The sequence below is a fragment of the Maridesulfovibrio bastinii DSM 16055 genome (assembly GCF_000429985.1).
Lineage (GTDB): Bacteria > Desulfobacterota > Desulfovibrionia > Desulfovibrionales > Desulfovibrionaceae > Maridesulfovibrio > Maridesulfovibrio bastinii.
The window spans coordinates 47634-66042 of sequence record NZ_AUCX01000007.1 but is presented as its reverse complement, the minus strand read 5'-3'; the positions used below and the strand labels follow the sequence as shown (position 1 = coordinate 66042).

Annotated in this window: 15 protein-coding genes; 6 read left to right on the top strand and 9 right to left on the bottom strand. The window is 42.5% G+C overall.

Going from position 1 to position 18409, the window contains the following annotated elements:
• The first annotated feature begins 58 nt into the window (after positions 1–58).
• Positions 59–1741, top strand: a complete 1683-nt coding sequence (ettA, locus tag G496_RS0102455; protein WP_027177871.1) for an energy-dependent translational throttle protein EttA — start codon at positions 59–61, stop codon at positions 1739–1741.
• Positions 1742–1830: 89 nt separating this feature from the next.
• On the opposite strand, the gene G496_RS0102450 is transcribed toward ettA, so the two are convergent.
• Complete coding sequence (locus G496_RS0102450; RefSeq protein ID WP_156900577.1) at positions 1831–2454, bottom strand: hypothetical protein; 624 nt, start codon at positions 2452–2454, stop codon at positions 1831–1833.
• A 124-nt stretch (positions 2455–2578) separates the two neighbouring features.
• On the opposite strand from G496_RS0102450, the gene G496_RS0102445 reads away from it, so the two are divergent.
• Positions 2579–3331, top strand: coding sequence for an MBL fold metallo-hydrolase (locus tag G496_RS0102445; RefSeq protein WP_027177869.1), 753 nt, complete (start codon positions 2579–2581; stop codon positions 3329–3331).
• A gap of 17 nt (positions 3332–3348) precedes the next feature.
• Here the strand turns inward: G496_RS0102445 and G496_RS0102440 are convergent, their stop codons facing one another.
• The 5 genes from G496_RS0102440 to G496_RS0102420 all read right to left on the bottom strand — a co-directional run bounded on the left by G496_RS0102440 (position 3349) and on the right by G496_RS0102420 (position 7311).
• Positions 3349–5466: a transporter substrate-binding domain-containing protein gene (locus G496_RS0102440; protein ID WP_027177868.1), complete on the bottom strand. Its 2118-nt coding sequence runs from the start codon at positions 5464–5466 to the stop codon at positions 3349–3351.
• Between the two features lie 6 nt (positions 5467–5472).
• Positions 5473–6240, bottom strand: a complete 768-nt coding sequence (locus tag G496_RS18610; protein WP_034632137.1) for a substrate-binding periplasmic protein — start codon at positions 6238–6240, stop codon at positions 5473–5475.
• Between the two features lie 107 nt (positions 6241–6347).
• A complete protein-coding gene (locus tag G496_RS0102430) occupies positions 6348–6560 on the bottom strand; it encodes a SlyX family protein (RefSeq protein WP_027177867.1) in 213 nt (70 codons plus the stop codon).
• A 63-nt stretch (positions 6561–6623) separates the two neighbouring features.
• Complete coding sequence (locus G496_RS0102425; protein ID WP_027177866.1) at positions 6624–7091, bottom strand: EVE domain-containing protein; 468 nt, start codon at positions 7089–7091, stop codon at positions 6624–6626.
• A 13-nt stretch (positions 7092–7104) separates the two neighbouring features.
• Positions 7105–7311 carry a DUF2905 domain-containing protein gene (locus G496_RS0102420; protein ID WP_027177865.1) on the bottom strand — a complete coding sequence of 69 codons (207 nt, stop codon included), beginning with the start codon at positions 7309–7311 and terminating at the stop codon, positions 7105–7107.
• 132 nt (positions 7312–7443) lie between these two features.
• Between G496_RS0102420 and G496_RS0102415 the strand changes: the two genes are divergently transcribed.
• Positions 7444–8235 (top strand): nitroreductase family protein, encoded by a 792-nt coding sequence (locus G496_RS0102415; protein ID WP_027177864.1) that lies wholly within the window; start codon positions 7444–7446, stop codon positions 8233–8235.
• A gap of 157 nt (positions 8236–8392) precedes the next feature.
• On the opposite strand, the gene G496_RS18605 is transcribed toward G496_RS0102415, so the two are convergent.
• Positions 8393–9664, bottom strand: coding sequence for an MFS transporter (locus G496_RS18605; protein WP_051294782.1), 1272 nt, complete (start codon positions 9662–9664; stop codon positions 8393–8395).
• 329 nt (positions 9665–9993) lie between these two features.
• Between G496_RS18605 and G496_RS0102405 the strand changes: the two genes are divergently transcribed.
• The 3 genes from G496_RS0102405 (at position 9994) to G496_RS20350 (ending at position 15592) form a co-directional block, all read left to right on the top strand.
• A complete protein-coding gene (locus G496_RS0102405; RefSeq protein WP_027177863.1) occupies positions 9994–11715 on the top strand; it encodes a hypothetical protein in 1722 nt (573 codons plus the stop codon).
• Between the two features lie 227 nt (positions 11716–11942).
• Positions 11943–12848, top strand: coding sequence for a transporter substrate-binding domain-containing protein (locus tag G496_RS0102400; RefSeq protein ID WP_027177862.1), 906 nt, complete (start codon positions 11943–11945; stop codon positions 12846–12848).
• 17 nt (positions 12849–12865) lie between these two features.
• Positions 12866–15592, top strand: coding sequence for a PAS domain-containing sensor histidine kinase (locus tag G496_RS20350; RefSeq protein WP_156900576.1), 2727 nt, complete (start codon positions 12866–12868; stop codon positions 15590–15592).
• 106 nt (positions 15593–15698) lie between these two features.
• On the opposite strand, the gene G496_RS0102390 is transcribed toward G496_RS20350, so the two are convergent.
• A complete protein-coding gene (locus tag G496_RS0102390) occupies positions 15699–17804 on the bottom strand; it encodes an FAD-dependent oxidoreductase (RefSeq protein ID WP_027177861.1) in 2106 nt (701 codons plus the stop codon).
• A gap of 23 nt (positions 17805–17827) precedes the next feature.
• Entirely contained in the window at positions 17828–18403 is a 576-nt protein-coding gene (locus G496_RS0102385; RefSeq protein WP_027177860.1) for an electron transport complex protein RnfA, read from the bottom strand.
• Positions 18404–18409 lie beyond the last annotated feature (6 nt).

The window sequence follows — 18409 nt, the reverse complement described above, 5'->3', positions numbered from 1 at the left end:
ACTTCAATTTTTCTGACAAAAGACAATTCTGGAACAAAAACAATAAAGAGGAATAAAAATGGGCAATGAACCAGATAAAATAATTTATTCAATGGTAAGGGTCAGCAAATCTTATGAAAAAAAGGCTATCCTTAAAGATATATCACTTTCATATTTTTACGGAGCCAAGATAGGAGTTCTGGGACTCAACGGTTCAGGTAAAAGTTCTCTGCTGAAAATTCTTGCCGGAGTAGACAAAAATTTTGATGGAGAAACACACATTTCTCCCGGATATACCATTGGCTACCTTGAGCAGGAACCTCTGGTGGACGAGAACAGAACGGTGCGTGAAGTTATTGAAGAGGCTGTCAGCGACACCATGAACCTTGTAAAAGAGTTCAACGAAATCAATGAAAAATTTGCCGAGCCCATGGAAGCCGATGAAATGGACACATTGCTTGCGCGTCAGGCTGATGTTCAGGAAAAAATGGACTCCTGCGGGGCATGGGATATTGATTCAAGACTGGAAATGGCAATGGATGCACTCCGCTGCCCTCCCGGAGACACATCTGTTTCTGTGATCTCAGGTGGTGAAAAACGCCGGGTCGCATTGTGCAGACTCCTTCTTGAAGAACCGGATATTCTGCTTCTGGACGAACCGACAAACCATCTCGATGCTGAATCTGTTTCATGGCTTGAGAGGCACCTCCAGCAATATGCCGGAACAGTCATAGCTGTCACTCATGACCGCTATTTCCTCGACAATGTTGCCGGATGGATTCTTGAACTTGACAGGGGACGCGGTATACCGTGGAAAGGAAACTACTCCTCATGGCTTGAGCAGAAAGAGAAACGCCTTGCCAATGAAGCCAAGGCTGACCAGAAAAGACGCAAAACACTTCAGCGCGAACTGGAATGGATACGCATGTCCCCCAAAGGAAGACACGCTAAAAGCAAAGCCCGTATCAACGCCTATGAGTCTCTGGCCGAACAGGGCAGCGACCAGCAGGAAAAAGAACTGGAACTTTTTATTCCTTCAGGACCGCGACTCGGCAAGCAGGTGATTACTGCCGAAGCAGTAACAAAACAGGCCGGTGATAAACTTCTTGTCGAAAATATGGATTTCATTATACCCGCCGGGGCAATCGTAGGAATCATCGGACCCAACGGAGCAGGTAAAACAACTCTGTTCAAAATGATTACCGGACAGGAACAACCTGACTCAGGAAAACTTACTGTCGGTGATACCGTGCAATGTGTCCATGTCGACCAGCACCGTGACGCGCTTAAACCGGATATGACTGTCTATGAAGCCATTTCCGGTGGAAATGAATTTATAAAACTCGGCAACCGCGAAATTAACGCCAGAGCATATGTAGGGAAATTTAATCTGACAGGATCGGAGCAGCAGAAAAAATGCTCTGTTCTTTCAGGTGGTGAGCGCAACAGGGTCCATCTGGCCCTTATGCTCCAGCAGGGCGGAAACGTTCTCCTGCTTGACGAACCCACAAACGATCTTGACGTTAATACAATGCGTGCCCTTGAAGAAGCTGTTGTCAATTTCAGCGGCTGCGTTCTGGTTATCAGCCATGACCGCTGGTTTCTGGACCGTATTGCTACTCATATTCTCGCTTTTGAAGGTGATTCAGCCACATATTTTTATGAAGGCTCTTATTCGGAATATGAAGAAGACCGAAAAAAACGTCTTGGAAAACAGGCCGACCAGCCGCATCGTATAAAATATCGCAGATTGACAAGATAGGAATAAAAAAGTCAGGGCACCGGAATAATTTCAGGTGCCCTGATTATTATTTCTGCCTCACATCACCACTGAACAATTAAAAAATAAGTCTATTTTTCAATTGAAGTTATCATTCCATTCTTAAGAAAAATTTTAAGACTTTCAATTTCTCCCGAATTTACAATAGTTTTCCATTCTTCATAAATATCCTGACCATCGTTTTCTATATGAACGGCTTCCCAGATGTGGCGTGATGCTGTTTTCATTTTGCTGAAATATTTTTCATTATCATTATTAAATATTTTTGCCAGCCCGCAGCAGCTTCTCCATAAGTACAGGCTGCCGCACGATAACTGGACTTCATCCCCGCCGGTTACACTTTTATAACCGAAGCCTGATTTTGGAGCCGCATAAACCTTTGAAATTTCGTTAAAGACCATAGTTGTGCGCGGAAAATCAGGACCACAAAATTCAACTCTGTTAAATTTCCATGGTGAAACAGCTCCCCAATAATAAAAGGACCAGTCAGTTCCGTCTTCAGAGGTGAAATAAAACTTCAGAAGTGGTAGCATACCTCTTTGTGTTTCCAGGCTAGCATCTTTAAGGAGCAGGCACCCCAGAGAAGATTCTACCTCTATCCTACTTAAATCATGATCATTCTCACATTGCAAAATTGAAAGCAGCCGGAGAACAGGAAATTCATAATCCAACAGGTCTCTGCACCAACAGTGCATACTCACTCCTTTTTTTCTAATTGATCTGTAAACCAAAACAATTGTAGCTCCACTATACGCTGAACGAGCATAGTAGCATGCCTTCGGCAGAGCAAGAATATAGATTGCAGATTGAGGAACTCCCATGACTATGACCAAAAAAATCAGTGATAATATATATCTGCTTGAAGCAGAGCTTGACGGTTTCAACGTACGCAGTGCCGTTGTAAAGGGGCGTAACTGGAACGTCGTCTGGGACACTCTTTCCACGCCGGAAGAAATGGAGCAGGCAGTTGAACTGGTTTCTGACCGGGATACGGTAATAGTCTACAGCCATGCGGACTGGGATCATGTGCTGGGAATCTCAGCACTGACAGGCTATTATAAGGTAATTATGGCCCATCACTTCTGCAGGGACAGATTTATTTCAGAACTGCCGGATGATATTGAAAGTCTTAGAAAAGAAAACCATGAGAAATTCAAAAATATTATTCTATTACAGCCGGACATAACTTTTTCCCAGCAGACGGAAATAGATCTGGGTGGACTTTCCATGGACCTCTATCATATCCCCGGTCATACAAATGACTCCATAGTAGCCTATATCCCGGAAGAAGGACTGCTGCTTGGCGGAGACGCTATAGAAAATCCATTTCCGACTATTAATGACGGCACAGCGGTTGAAGAATGGGTAACCGGTCTTGAAAAGCTGGCTGCGTTAAAAGGGCTCAGGACAGTGATACCGAGTCATGGTGAACCGGGAGGGGTTGAATTAATTCATGAAAATATTTTGTACCTCAAAAATGTCATACAGGGGTATGATACGGAAGATGATTCAACGCTGAATGACTTTTACAGAAAAGTTCATAAAAACAACCTGAAAGCCTGCGGCTATTAATCAGGAATCAGAAAATACTATTTCTTGGGACCTGCTACCGGGAGCAGAATGGCAACTCTTGTATATTCACCGAATGAAGATTTTATCGTAATGTGGCCGCCGTGCTTATCTTCTATTATGAAATAAGAAATCGAAAGCCCCAGTCCGATACCTTCTCCCACCGGTTTTGTAGTAAAAAATGGTTCAAAAATTCTCCGGCTTGTTTCATTGCTCATCCCCGGACCGTTGTCTCCGATAACGATTTCCAGCATATCGTTATCTCTGCGGGCAGTTATATGGAATCTAGCTCTGTCATTTTTATATGCTTTCTTTGAAACAGCTTCCGCTCCGTTTCGCAAAATATTAAATAAAGCCTGCTGAATCTCACTGCGGTCACAATAAATCTGTGGCAGATTCGCAGCATAATCCCTGACAATCTCAATATTTCTGAAATCATATTTTTTAATCAGATTATAGTCGTTTGAGGCCAGATTTATTGAATCCTCAATAATGGATAAAACATTGTGCCATGCAAAATATCCACTGTTTCCACTGAAACTCAGCATATTGCTGACAACAGAGGCCGCTTTTGCTCCTGAAGCCATAATACCCCGAATAATTTCAGGGATTTTCCTTTTATCTAAAAAACACTGAAGACTTTCATAATCAAGCCCGCAACCATCAGCAGTTTCTAAATTTTTTTCTGTTTTTTTCAAAAGGCGGGTTTCAATATTCTGGGCATTGCCGACAATAGCAGCTAGCGGATTATTCAATTCATGGGCTATCCCGGAAGCCATACTTCCCAGTGACATCATTTTTTCAGTCTGGACCATTATGGTCTCCATTCTTCGGCGTCTGGTGATATCCCGGAACACCCCTGCTATACCTTCTATTTTTCCTGTAACCGGATCACGCATCAGCTTGGAATTTATCTCAAGAGTAATTACGGAACCGTCAAAACGCTTAACTTCAACCTCATACCCCTGAGTAAAACCGAATTCGTTGATCTGGTCTAAAAAATCATTTCTACGCTCAAAATCAAGATAGATATCTTTTGCAGCATTGAGCCCTACTACGTCCTCAGGTTTTTCATAACCGAGAATTTTTGCCGCAGAGGGGTTGGCTGTCTTAATATTTCCTTCGAGATCACAATAATAGAACCCGTCCATGATACTGTTAAAAATAGTCCGGTAATGTTCCTCACTGATTTTTAAAGCTTTCTCTGCCTTCTGCCGCTCTTCCAGCTCATGCCTCAAGGCTTCGGTATGAATCCTGATTTTTCTCCGCAATGTCCATGACCACAAAATAAAAGCACACAGCAGAAAAAGCAGCGGACCAATGGCCCACAATGATCTGAACATCAGCTTACGGTATAAAGCTTTCTGCTCATACACTCCGAACCATTTATTATATATTCTGTCGTATTCACCTGATTTTTTAATCAGAAACAGCCCCTCGTTGAGTTGGGCCAGCAGTTCGCCATCTCCCTCCCTGACAGCAAAACAATATCTGGCAGCCATCATCGGCTCACCTACGGACCTCACATTGTCCACATCTTCATTGGAAATCCAGTAAAGACCCTGCAATTTACCGAGAAGAGCACAGTCAAATTCTCCGGCAGACAACATATTGATAGCTGTTTCATACGAATCAACAGGAATTATACTTGAGTCAGAAAAATTTTTGATGGCATAATCATGCATTATATCACCGCGAATGACGGCAATATTCATACCCTTAAGATCATCCTGTGATCTGATTCCCGAGTCATCCCTTACAAACATGGAATGGGAAACAATGATAAGAGGCATTGAAAAATCTACATAACGGTCTCTGGCTGGGGATTCATACATCCCTGTGAGGGCTTCAATTTCCTTATTCTCCAATTGGTTGCGGACTTCTTTCCATGGCCCGAGGTCAATTTTAATATCAATTCCCAGAGTCTGAGAAACGGCCCTGATTATATCCACATTAAATCCGGACGGAATCCCATTATCCAGAAACTCATAAGGACGGTAATTATAATCACCTCTGAAATGAATATAGGCGAAGGCAGGACGGACAAAACAAAATATGAACAGACACAAAGTGGCTGTAGTAGTAAAAATGCGCGATGCTACGGATAAAAAATTTTCACTATTGTATCGTTGATCCACGTTTTTCTATCTTCCCAGAGAGTTGTTTATATATTTTTTCTGAAAAATATTAACTTCTATTTTCTTCAAACCCTCGTTAAATTTACTGCAGATAGCGTCACCCTCCGCACCTCTGCGAAAGCAGGCATACAACTTTTTAACTTCGAGCAGTTTTTCATTGAAAACGATCCTGTCATCATCTCTGGAAAATTCAGGATAAACATTCATCAGATACTCAAACACATTTTTATCTATTACCGCCAGATCAATTCTTCCACGCAGAAGTTTTCTGATATTGGTCACATCATCTCTTGAATAGTCCACGCTGAGTACACCATCAGCGACCATCTGATCGAACTCCGCAGTATTAACATACCCCAGAACCACTCCGATGACTTTGCCTTTGAGGTCTTTTAAATCCTCCCAGACAAACTTATCCTCAGCAATAGAGATAAATCCAAGCGGACTTGTCCCTATGGGCTTAGAACAGATAAAATCCTTTTCCTTGTCAGGAGAGTAATATTCGGGGAGGAAGCCTAAAAAATTATGATCATTGCGGGCTGTTCTTACAGTTCTTTTCCACGGATAAAATTTGATTGAAAGGTTGTATCCGACAGCAGCAAAAGCCTGTCTTGCAATCTGAATACTTGCTCCGAAATCAGGAAGTTCCGCTCCTGTATATGGAGGCCATTCAAGCGAGGTCATATAAATAGTTTCAGGTTGCTGGCTCCAGCCAGAAGAGGCTGACATAGCAAGCACACAAAAAACGGCAAAAACAACCAGTACTTTCTTCATTCCTTCAGCTCCTGTTTATCTGCACAGATATCAGACAGGATACGATACCAAAGGAAACGAAACAACCCCGGAAAAGAAAAAGAAGGAAAAAAATTAAAAAAGGCTGATCAGCGGCCATAATGGGGCGGCGGCTCATCTCTTGGCAAAACACCGCTGCCAACAGAATCTTTCAGTTCTCTGACCACTGTGATCAGGGCTTCAATCTGTTCTTCCATAGCATCTATCTGCTTTTGCTGGGAGTATATAACATCGTTCAATTTCTCCAGTGAGCGGTCCTGCATAGCCAGCTCACTTTCCAGGCGTTCAAGTCTATCTTCCACACAATACTCCGTGAAAATTTATTAGTTTCATCAACCTGATATGATTATTTTTTTAAAAGAGGACTATTTTTCATTTCCAAGACGGCAGATTATATCAAATTCATTCCTGCCTACAGGCATGACTGAGAGGCGTGATCCTTTGCGCAGCAGTTCCATACCTTCAAGACCGCGCACAGTCCTCATAAATTTAAGTGATACCGGGGTTTGAAATTTTTCAACCAGCTTTATATCCACCATAAACCAACGGGGATTTTCTGGTGTAGATTTAGGATCAAAATGATCACCGTCAGGGTCCCATGAGGTGTAATCTGGATAGGCTTCCCTGACAACTTCGGCAATGCCTACGGCAGAGGGATTTTTAACACTGTGATAAAAAATTACTTTATCACCTGTTTCCATTTCATCGCGCATGAAATTTCTAGCCTGATAATTTCGAACACCATCCCAAGGAGTGGTACTGTTTTCAGATGATTCAAGATCGTCAATAGAAAAGCATCCCGGTTCAGATTTCATAAGCCAGTATCCAGCCATCAGGACCTCCATATTATCGCCTGAAAATGTTAATCACCAGACTTAAAACAACACTTACTAAAAGCATTGAAGTGACTGGTATAAAAATTCTGCTTCTGCCTGATTCAACATTTATATCTCCGGGAAGATTCCCGAACCAGCCAACAAGCCACGGCGCATATTTGATGATGATACCAGCCAGAATAAGACCGACACCAGATAAAATTAGTAATTTTGCCATTGCAACTTGGCTCCATTTATCTTTTACTACAAGCACTCTACGGCAAAAATAATTGTAACATGTTATAATATTTTAATTTTACTTATAACATGTCTATAATTAAACCGATTTATGATCGATAAGGAGACACTAATGAGCGTTATTACAATTAATGCTGATAAATGTAAAAAAGACAACCTATGTGTAGAAGAATGTCCTTTCAATCTTTTTCTTGAAGGAAAGGACGGTATCCCCGAGCTTGCAGACGGATATGAAGACTTCTGCGTAAACTGTGGTCATTGTATTTCAATCTGTCCCGGCGAGGCCATTACCTTAAACGGTCTTAATGGTGCGGACTGTGAAAAAACGAATAGGAAACTGTACCCGACTAAAGAACAGATTTCTCAACTTTTGCGCACCAGACGCTCAATCAGAAACTTTAAAGATCAGGATGTTGATAAAAAAGATATAACTGATCTTATAGAACTCAGCAGATGGGCTCCAACTGCCAAAAACCTGCAACCTGTTCACTGGCTGGTTTTAACAGACAAAGACATGATTCATAAATGTTCTGCCCTTGTCGTTGACTGGTTCAGAGAAATCAACCGCTGTCCAGAAGTTGTTGAAGCCTTTGACAACGGTGTAGACATGATCAACAGAGATGCCCCGTGCCTGCTTATAGCCCATGCTTCAACCGATGAACTAAGGCCCGTTAGCGACTGTAGTATCGCTGCGACAACAATAGAACTGGCTGCTCCGGCTTACGGAATTGGAGCCTGCTGGGCCGGCTTCTTCATGGGTGCCGCAATTAATTACAAACCCTTGATGGAATATCTGAACCTGCCGGAAAAACATCTGACCTATGCTGCGTTGATGCTTGGAATTCCTAAGCATAGATACAGCCGCATTCCTCCCCGTGTTCCCGCCAGAGTTGAATGGCGCTGATAGCCTAAAAAATATCCGGGCTGCTGAGACAATTACAGTTCAGCAGTCCGGTTTTCTTCTTTCGGCAGACAATTGCGGTCATGCTCAAAACTGAAATACCAGTACATTACTAAAACTCAATCCTGTTTAGACAGGTCAATCAGGACACAGCGTTATCCTAAACTCTTCTGGCACCGGCTGTTGCAACAAATCCGCACAAAATCATCAGCACGGCTGAACCGGTAAGAATCGCCATGCCGCCCTGCCAGCTGCCGTAAAGTTCATGCAGATGTCCAATGGCGAAAGGACTGATTGAAGCAACAATATACCCTACTGTCTGAACAACCGTAGACATTGTTCTGTTTTCATTAAGATTGTTGGCATTTTCCATAATCATACTGAAAATAACCGTAAATCCACCGCCGGAAGCAAATCCGCCGCAGAAAACCCATGCGGCCCACCAGCGAGGAGCCAGCCAGAATCCTGCCGCAGTCAGAAGCCATCCGACCGTGACCATGGTAAATCTGGCTCGTGTTGAAAATTTACCTGTTTTAACGAGAGCCGGAATACCAAAACAACCAACCAGCCCCAACGTCTGAAATAATGAAGCCACAACTCCGGCCAATGCATCCGACATTCCCAAAGTCTGTTCAAGATAAACTGGAATCCATGCGGTAATGCCGTAAAACAGAAAAGTATGCGCAGCGAAGGCCACAGCTAAAATCCAGACCAGACTTTTTTTAAGCACGTTTGAGGACCTTGCTTCCAGACTTTGTGCGACCTTATATTCAGTTTCACTTTTTTGCGCGCAGCACTGCTTTTGAAATGCGGCCTGTATCTTATCAGCACGCTTGCGCCCTACTGCGGCAAATATCCATAACAAAATGGCCACAAGAGCAAAAACAACCGGCAAAGCAAGAGCCGCACGCCAGCCTATGGCATGTGTGAGAGGTGCTGTTAACCCCATAGTAGCCATGGAACCGATCGACATTCCGCAGACATACAACCCGGTCATTGCGCTTATATTATCCGAAAATTCTCTACCAAGAACCATAAGACCGACTATGTTTCCTGCTGTAAGGGAAATTCCTATCAATGTCGTTCCGGCAATCATGGCATTCATACCACCAGCGGAACGCAGCACAGAACCGATCGCAATACCACCTAAAGTGAGAAAAACAGAAGTTTCCAGTTTCAAATTCTTCATCAGAAAACTTATGACCGGAGTGAGCAGACCAAAGCACAGAATAGGTATTGAAGTCAGAAACCCGGCAAGCCCGTCACTTATGTCAAACATAGTCTTAATATTCTGGATGACAGGCGGAAGAGACGTCAGGGCAGCCCTGAGATTTAATGTAAGGGCAAAAAAAGCTAAAACCATCAACAGACGGCTTCTGCTGGAACTCTGTTTTGGAGTGGAATCTTCACACGACACTTTTGTATTTTGCATGTTAATATCCTGCAGGGATGGAATTTCCCATTAATTTTGCCAGATGAGCCAATGTAAAAACCGCCAGTGCAGACACTGGCGGATCAATATAATAATCTGTAATAGTTATATATTTATACTAAATTTTTATTTACCTGATTAATCTTAAATGCTTAAGCTGACCGCAGCTGATCATCATAAAAACAACTACATTTTTGTATATTCCATTAGATAATATTATCGATTACCCATGGTTTTTTCTATATATTAGCATAAAGTTTTATTAAGGTGTTGCCGATAACACTTATAATTAATTTTATTCACGATGCCCAAATTTCGAGGTTAGCAATATGACAGGATCAATAACACCTTTCCAGTTTAATTCATCTAAAGCTTCAACAAGCACCAGTCAGGCAGCTGCGTCCTCACGAGCTTTGGAAAAGCCTGCTGAAGATCAAATTAAGCAAAAAAAAGACCTTGTCGTAATTTCCGGTGAAGCACTGCTCATGCAGAAAGAGCAGAATAGAAAACCGGAGCAGACCGACCATTCATGGAAGTCGTTATTCGGCTATGATGAGGGAGAGGTCAAACTCGATAACGGCAACAGACAGGTTTTTTCCATTCAAGGATCAAAACTCACCATTGAGGAATATGACGGTGACGATCTGGTCCGCAAGGTGAATGGAGAGCTGACCGCTGACGGAGCAATTTTAAACACCCAGATTTTTAATAAAAATGGTAAGCTGACACAAGAAATAAATACTGAGTTCACCGGACTTTCCACTGGTGACAACAGCGCGGCCAAAGTTACCCGTTCCGCACAGTGGTATGACAATGGCAAGCTGATCCGTAATATGGACGATTCAATGCAGCTGGAAAGCAAATATAGAGATCCGAATAAAGCCTTATCTGATTCGCTTGTCGCTTACGGTACAAAAAAAATCAACGGTGATTTCAATGAACTTACCCAGCAGAATACAACTGACTACCATTCAACCAACTACAGATCACACATAACAGAGTACAATAACGGGACTAAATCAAAGGAAGCCCACATAGAGCAAAAGGGACATTTTGTTAATGAAACAAACAGGTCGGGTAAAAAAGTTGGTGATCTTGATCCATGGAGCACACATGAAGTAAGCCAGAATTCATCACTGAGCATTGATATTTTAAATTACGACAACAAAGGCCAATTATTGAGACAGGCCTCATGGAATGACTCCTATTCTGACTCTGACGCCCCTGACGATGGAGAACTGAGACAAAGTATGGATGTGATGTGGTATAATGACGGTAAAAAAGTAAAGCATGACCACAGCTCTGCAACCGTAGGAGAAACAGAATCCTCCAAGCTGCCAAAGAGACCGGGAATACTTGATATTTTAGGCTTTTCAAACGTGGAGTATTCTTCAAAAGAGGAAACTCAGACAGCAGCCGGACTCCTTGCGGAACCTCTCATGGACAGCTCGGCCCGGGCAGGATTCTATACTGACAACATAAAAAAACACACAGCTAAAAACCACTACAATACTGCGTTTATGGTTGAAGATGACACCGTGTCTGATCGCCCCTATGATATGAAATGGTCCAGTGAAATCTATAAAGAAGGTGAGCTGGTAGCTAAACAGGAAGATTCTGAATCCGCACGCACAAATCGCGGCCAGCGGGGACTTCAGTTCTGGAACGGCAAGGGGCTGACAGAGGATGAATCACCGGGAACCATAAAAAGTGCTTCCCATACCGACAGCAGTTTTGAAAATGGAAAAATGGTTAATACCGCTTCCATAGTCATAAACGAGGAACTGAAACACAACCACGACAGTCCTGACACAATTTCCACCAATGTTCATGGTTCCCAGACAAAAGGCTCTGAAACTACAGAGGTAAATAAAAAGATTCAGGGAGGCATTGAAAACGCAGATACAGACCTGCATGCAGCTTCCAAAAAGATCAATGCGGCCGAGTCCATCATGCTTGATGACACTTACGATTTACTTAGCACTTTGGATAAAGATAATCCTGCCCCCAAACGTAATGAATACAAGGTAAAACTTAAAACTAATTACTAGCTTACATCATACTGTAAAAACTTAGCCGCCATTCTGATATCAGAATGGCGGCTTTTTTATGAAGCTTAAAAAGTAAGGATAAATACAAACTCAGCCAATTCTATAAAATCAAGCTGACTATTCCATTTTTCTGTTATTTTAAAAGTCTTCCGTAGAAATTCTATGCCTGTTGTGATAACATTGTTATATATAGGTCTTGTTTTTTATGGATAAACAATGGAGAAAATATGAATTTAAAAGTATACAAGTATGTTACAGTCTTATTTATAATAATAAGCTTTTTCTCCGTATTTCCAGTTTATGCAGATAGTGATGCGCATGATCTTGACCAAATTATAAGTAAAGGAGAGATCATACATCTTGGGATACCGTATGCAAACTTTATCAAAGGTAATGGCGAAGGTCTTGATGTTGAACTAATACAAGGTTTTGCCGAGTACTTAGGTGTAAAATACAGATTCGTCAGAACAAGTTGGGATAAGGCTTTCACAGACCTTACAGGCAAAACGTATGAGATAAACAAAAATACGGTTAAAGTAACAGGAGATGCAGAAATAAAAGGAGATATTCTTTCCACAGGTCTGACAAAACTTGGCTGGCGAGAAAAAATTGTAAATTTTTCAAGCAACATTTTCCCGACACAAGTATGGTGCATAGCCAGATCAGACTCAGAGATCATTCCCATACAAAGCAGCGGAGATATCTTAAAAGATATAGCTGCGGTCAAGAAACAGCTCCTCAAACGAAAAATTCTTTGCAAACGGGGAACCTGTCTTACCCCGGAGCTGTACGGCATAGATACTTCAATGGCCCAGATAAACAATTTTGACGGTAACCTTAACGATCTTGCTCCAGCCGTTATAAAGGGAGAGGCCGAAGTATCCCTTCTCGATGTTCCAGATGCCCTTATCGCCTTGGAGAAATGGCCCGGAAAATTAAAAATAATCGGTCCCTTATCCAAGAAGCAGGTCATGGCATCAGCTTTCCGAAAGGATTCTCCTGAACTGAGAGCTAAGTTCAATGAATATTTATCTGAAATCATGAATAATGGTAAATATCATGAGCTTGTTAAGAAATATTACCCGGCAGTCTATACCTATTTTTCATCTTTCTTTGACCGCAACAGCAAGTGATTTTTAAAGGTAAGATCATGAAGACAGTATTCAGGCAGAATAAAATGAAACTTGGCATTGTCGCTGTAGTGATGCTGATTACATTTGTTTTTATCATAGTCTGGATGAACTATTCTTCACAACTTGAGCTGCGTAGAAATGCTCTTGAAAAATTTCAAGCAGAGACAATAATGGAAGCTGATGCCTTTCAGCATTTCTTTTCTAAAAGAAAGGACGATCTCAAAAACCTTGCCGCTAGAAATATCATCAGAATATATTTTGATAACAAAGCCCTTGGCATGACAATGCAATATGGCCTTGGAGCAAGTCTAATAGAAGTCTCAAACCAGCTTAATAATTTTATAGAAAATAAGAGCTACAATGGCAAAAGGATATATGAAGCAATAAGATTTTACGATTCAGATAGAAACCAGCTTTCAGGAAGCAATGGCCCAAACAAAAGCAACTTTAATTTCAATGAATTTCTTTTATCTGAAGATGATGAATATAAAATAACTGCTAAAGTTGAAGGGTCAAAAATATTTATCATAGCAGCATATCCTTTTTATTATAAAAAATCTTTTTCAGGAACTTTAATTGCTTTACTTAATAGTGAAGCAATACTTAACACTATATCATACAATCATTTTATTTTTGACGACAGCACCAAATTTTTCTTCAATTATCAAAATTATATCTATCCGTTAACGAACTCCAAAAATAAAAAAATAGTTAAAATTGACAATCTTCCAGCAACTGACACCATTTCCAATAAAAAAGAAAATTTTGAAACTGGTACTGGCAAAATACTTGAAATAAGAACCAATATAAAAAATTCACCTTTTTATATTTACGCCAAGGTACAGCACACTAAACTTCTTGGTTCCATTTCTCCATGGCAGATGATGAGTGCCATCACCGTTCTTGCCATCCTCCTGCTGGGGATCACTATGGTTGTCTTAAAAATGAACACAGACAACATGCTGCTTCAGGTTCATCTTGTAGAAAAGGAAAAACAGGAACAACTGATAAAAGATAAAAATAAAACCCTTCAGGAACAAATTTACGCGCGTGAGGTTGCAGAGTCCGCTCTTCAGGAAATAAATGAAAAACTTGAAAACCGAGTCAGAGAAAGAACAACGGCGCTGGAAAAGCAGACACTGGCTTTGAAGTCTGAAATATTGGAAAGAAAAGAAGCCGAATCAGCTCTCAGAATTTTTTTTAACAATACCTATGACGCGATAATAATTCATGATGCTGATGGCAACCTGATCACCACAAATGAGCGAATGCTGCAAATGTTCGAAGTTGATCAGGATGAAGTTTTTTCATACTCCCTGCTTGCTGATTATACAGTTTCTGAGACAAACCGGGATGAAATAAGGCAGATATGGCAGACTGTTCTGGAAGGCCGGAATATAAGTCTGGAATGGCATTCAAGATGCCCAAAAACCGGTAGAACATTTTATACAGAAATAGTTCTGAACAGGATAGAGCTGAATAAAAAACCACTGATACTGGCTAATGTCAGGGATATAACTGAACGCAAAAAAATTCAGCAACAGCAGAATGAACATGAAAAATTCCTGAACACTATTTTTGAGGAAATTGGAGCTGCAATCTTTGTATTCAATACAGATAATGGTGAAATAGTTCATACCAATTCAAAGAGTGAAGAATTATTGGGTATACCGGCAGAACAGATTAAAGAAAATTCATGTCAGACAGATTATATCTTCGCAGCAGAAACTAAGAGGCAGCTGCTCTGCCCTGAATGGGATGGACACGAAATTTATGAAGAAGGAGTTCTATATATCCCGGACAGCAAACCTCTCCCCACTTCGCTCCATTTATTTGAAGTAAGTATCGGCGGAGTTAAGCATATTGTTGAAGTTGTTTTCGATATATCAGAACGTAAAAATCTGGAGAGAAAACTGAGCGTTGCCCAGAAACTCGAATCCATAGGTCTGCTCGCATCCGGAATAGCCCATGAGATCAACACACCGATTCAATATATAGGTGATAACATCCAGTTTCTGCAAAATGCCTTTGAGGATATGACAGAGCTGTTCCAGATGTATTCTGAACACCTTGTAAGTCTTTCCGATCCCGAAAAGTCGAAAGAATATGTAAAACGCATTGAAGAATTCAGCGAAGATATCGATATAGACTTTTTAAACGAAGAAATTCCCAATGCCTGTAAAACAGCTAAAGAAGGTGTACACAGGGTTGCCGAGATTGTTCTGGCCATGAAGAACTTCTCCCATCCGGGAGAAGAGGAAATGAAGGCTATTGATATAAATTCAGCTTTGGAAAACACTCTGACGGTTGCGAAAAATGAATGGAAATATGCTGCGGACCTCGAAGTTCAACTGGATAAGGAAATACCTCTGGTTCAGGGCCTGCCCGGTGGAATTAATCAGGTCTTTCTCAACATCCTTGTTAACGCGGCCCATGCCATAAGTGATGACAAGACCAAAGAAGGCAAGGGTCTGATAAAAATCTCAACCGGCATTGAAAACAACCATGTGGTCATAAAAATTTCAGATTCAGGCTGCGGAATTTCCAAAGAAAATATGGAAAAAGTTTTTGACCCGTTCTTCACCACCAAAGAGGTCGGCAAGGGTACGGGGCAAGGGCTTTCAATTGTACACGATATTATTGTGGATAAACACGGCGGGTCTATTGATATTGAATCGGAACCGGGAGTCGGGACAACATTTACAGTCAAGTTGCCTGCCACTGATCAGAACGGATATATCTGACAAAACCAAATCACATTTTCAGAGACAAAAAAGGAGTATGGCCCGGAATGAAGACGTTTTCCGGGCCATACTTACAGGGTGGATTCTATGAAGCGAGATTTATATTTTATGCTTCGTTGAACTTATGAACATCAGAATCAGCAGCGTATTCAGCTCCGGCTTCGGAATCGTAACAGGTCAGACCGCATCTAAGACAACGGCTGCTCTCTTTACGGGCTTCATCATAAACGATGGAACCGGTAACCTCTTCCTTGAAAGTGGATTTCCTTTCTTCTACCGAAATCTCAGGAACCTTGATACGCGGAATAGTGTAAATTACTTCCATATTCTTGAGGATAGATTCAGGAATAACGCGTAACTGAGGATTAGAGATTTCAGGAATTTCACCCTTAGTCACAAAGTAGTGAATTCCTCTTGCGGCGCAACGACCGTCCGCAACAGCCTGAATCAGTATGCTGCGACCGGTGTGGACTTCACCGCCGGCGAATACGTTGGGGACGCTGGTCTGCATTGTCATAGGATCGGTCTTGATACCGCCGGTCTTTTTATCCAGTTCAAAAAGCTGTTCACCGCTTTCTGTTCTGAATACGTCGGTATCTGCAACACGGTCTGATGCGACAATGATATAATCAGCATCCATGCTCTGCTCTGATCCTTCTACCGGTTTAGGTTTACCGGTGGCCTTTTTAGGATCATCGTACTGAAGTTCGCGGTATTCAACTCCGCTGACTTTTCCATTTTCAGCAATAACTCTTACCGGTTCAGTAAGGAATTTCAGATCGCTGCCGAGTTCTGCGGCACGTTCGACTTCTTTCTTGTTAGCGGACATTTTACGCTGAATGCAGGGAATAATCGCTGCGGTTTCAGCTCCGAGGCGCGAGGCACTGCGAACAACATCCATAGCGGTATTCGTATCGCCTATCACTACGATCTTCTTACCTTTGAGGTCGCTGAATTCCTTACCTACACCGGCAAGAAAACTAATTGCGTCAAGCACATTCTCGCTGTCCCCGTTTTCTATTCCAAGGGCAGGCACTTTCCATGCTCCGGTAGCCATAAATATGGCCTCAAAGCCTTCATCTTCAAGCTGCTTGACGGTAATATCCTTACCGAATTCAACACCTGTGCGGACTTCCACACCAAGGTCGAAAATGCTCTGAATTTCCCAGTCTACAACTTTTTCAGGCAGACGGTATTCAGGGATAATTCCTTTCATCATACCACCGGCCACGTCACGTTTTTCAAAGATAACCGGCTGATGCCCTACTCTGCGCAGGAAATAAGCGCAGGAAAGACCGGCAGGTCCGGAACCTATGATCGCTACTTTATGACCGGAAAGGGGGTTGCAGGTCAGTGACAGACGGGAACCTGAGTTCATTTCCCAGTCAGCCACAAAACGGTGCAGGGTATGAATTGCGACACCTTCATCGGCAATGTTGCGGCGACAAATGGTTTCGCAGGGTGCCGGGCAGAGGCGTCCGACAGCCAGCGGAAGCGGATTGCGTTCCTTCATGGTCAGCAATGCTCCACGCATATCCCCTTTTTTCATCTGGTTGATATATGTTCTGACGTCTATCTGTGCCGGGCATTTCTGCATGCAGGGCGCAAGACAATCATCAATCTCATTAAGATGCAGCAGGTCCATGGTCATGCCACTGATGCGAACCGCACCTGTGGGGCAGACTTCAGCGCATTTTCCGCATGAGCGGCAGGCATTCATGTCTACAATGGGAAGTCCGTCATCGGTAAGACGAATAGCGTCAAAACCGCAGACTTTCACACATGAGCCAAGGCCGATACAACCAAGACCGCATGATTTTTCACCACCGTAGAGAAGAGCTTCAGCGCGGCAGTCCTCAACGCCTTCATAATCGAAGAGAAGGTTCGCTCTGGAACCACCGGTGCAGATATTTGCGGCCACTTTGGGTTCTTTAAAAGCAACCTCTGTACCCATGATTGCAGCAATGTTGGTGGCGATGTCGGCTCCACCTGCAACGCAGACTTCAGGAGCGGCCTGTCCCTTGACGACAGCGGCAGCTGCTGCTGAACATCCGGGAAATCCGCATCCGCCGCAGTTCGCACCGGGAAAGCAGTTTTCAACCAGAGCTATGCGAGGATCTTCCTCCACATGGAGAATCTTGGATGCTGCGGCAAGTATACCGGCAGCAATAAATCCTAAAAGGAACAATACTAATATCGAAGATGTAACCATAATTAACTTGTCTCCTTCACTAGTTAGGCAGCCATGCCCTTAAAGGCAAAGAACGCCAGAGACATAATTCCAGCCATGATCAAAGCGATGGGAACCCCTCTGAACACACTTGGAACCGGTGCGATATCCAGTCTTTCACGAATGGAAGAAATAATTACCAGCGCAACAAGGAAACCTACACCGGATGAGAACGCGAAAACCAGTGATTTAACGAACGAATATTCGCTGCGCTGAACCATGATAGCCACGCCAAGCACGGCGCAGTTTGTTGTGATAAGGGGCAGAAAAAGTCCCAGAGACTTATACAGCGGTGGAATGGCTTTTTTGAGGAACATCTCCACGAACTGAACAAGTGATGCAATGACCAGAATAAAAACAATGGTCTGCAGATATCCGATTCCATAAGGGTCGAGCACATAATGCTGCAACGGCCAGGTGAAAGCGGTTGCCATCAGAATAACAAAAATAACCGCACTACCCATTCCGATGGCTACATCGGTGGACTTGGATGTTCCCATGAACGGGCAGGCACCAAGATACTGAACCAGTACGATGTTATTGATAAAAGTGGCGGAGATAAAAAGCAGGAAGTATTCCATGATCGT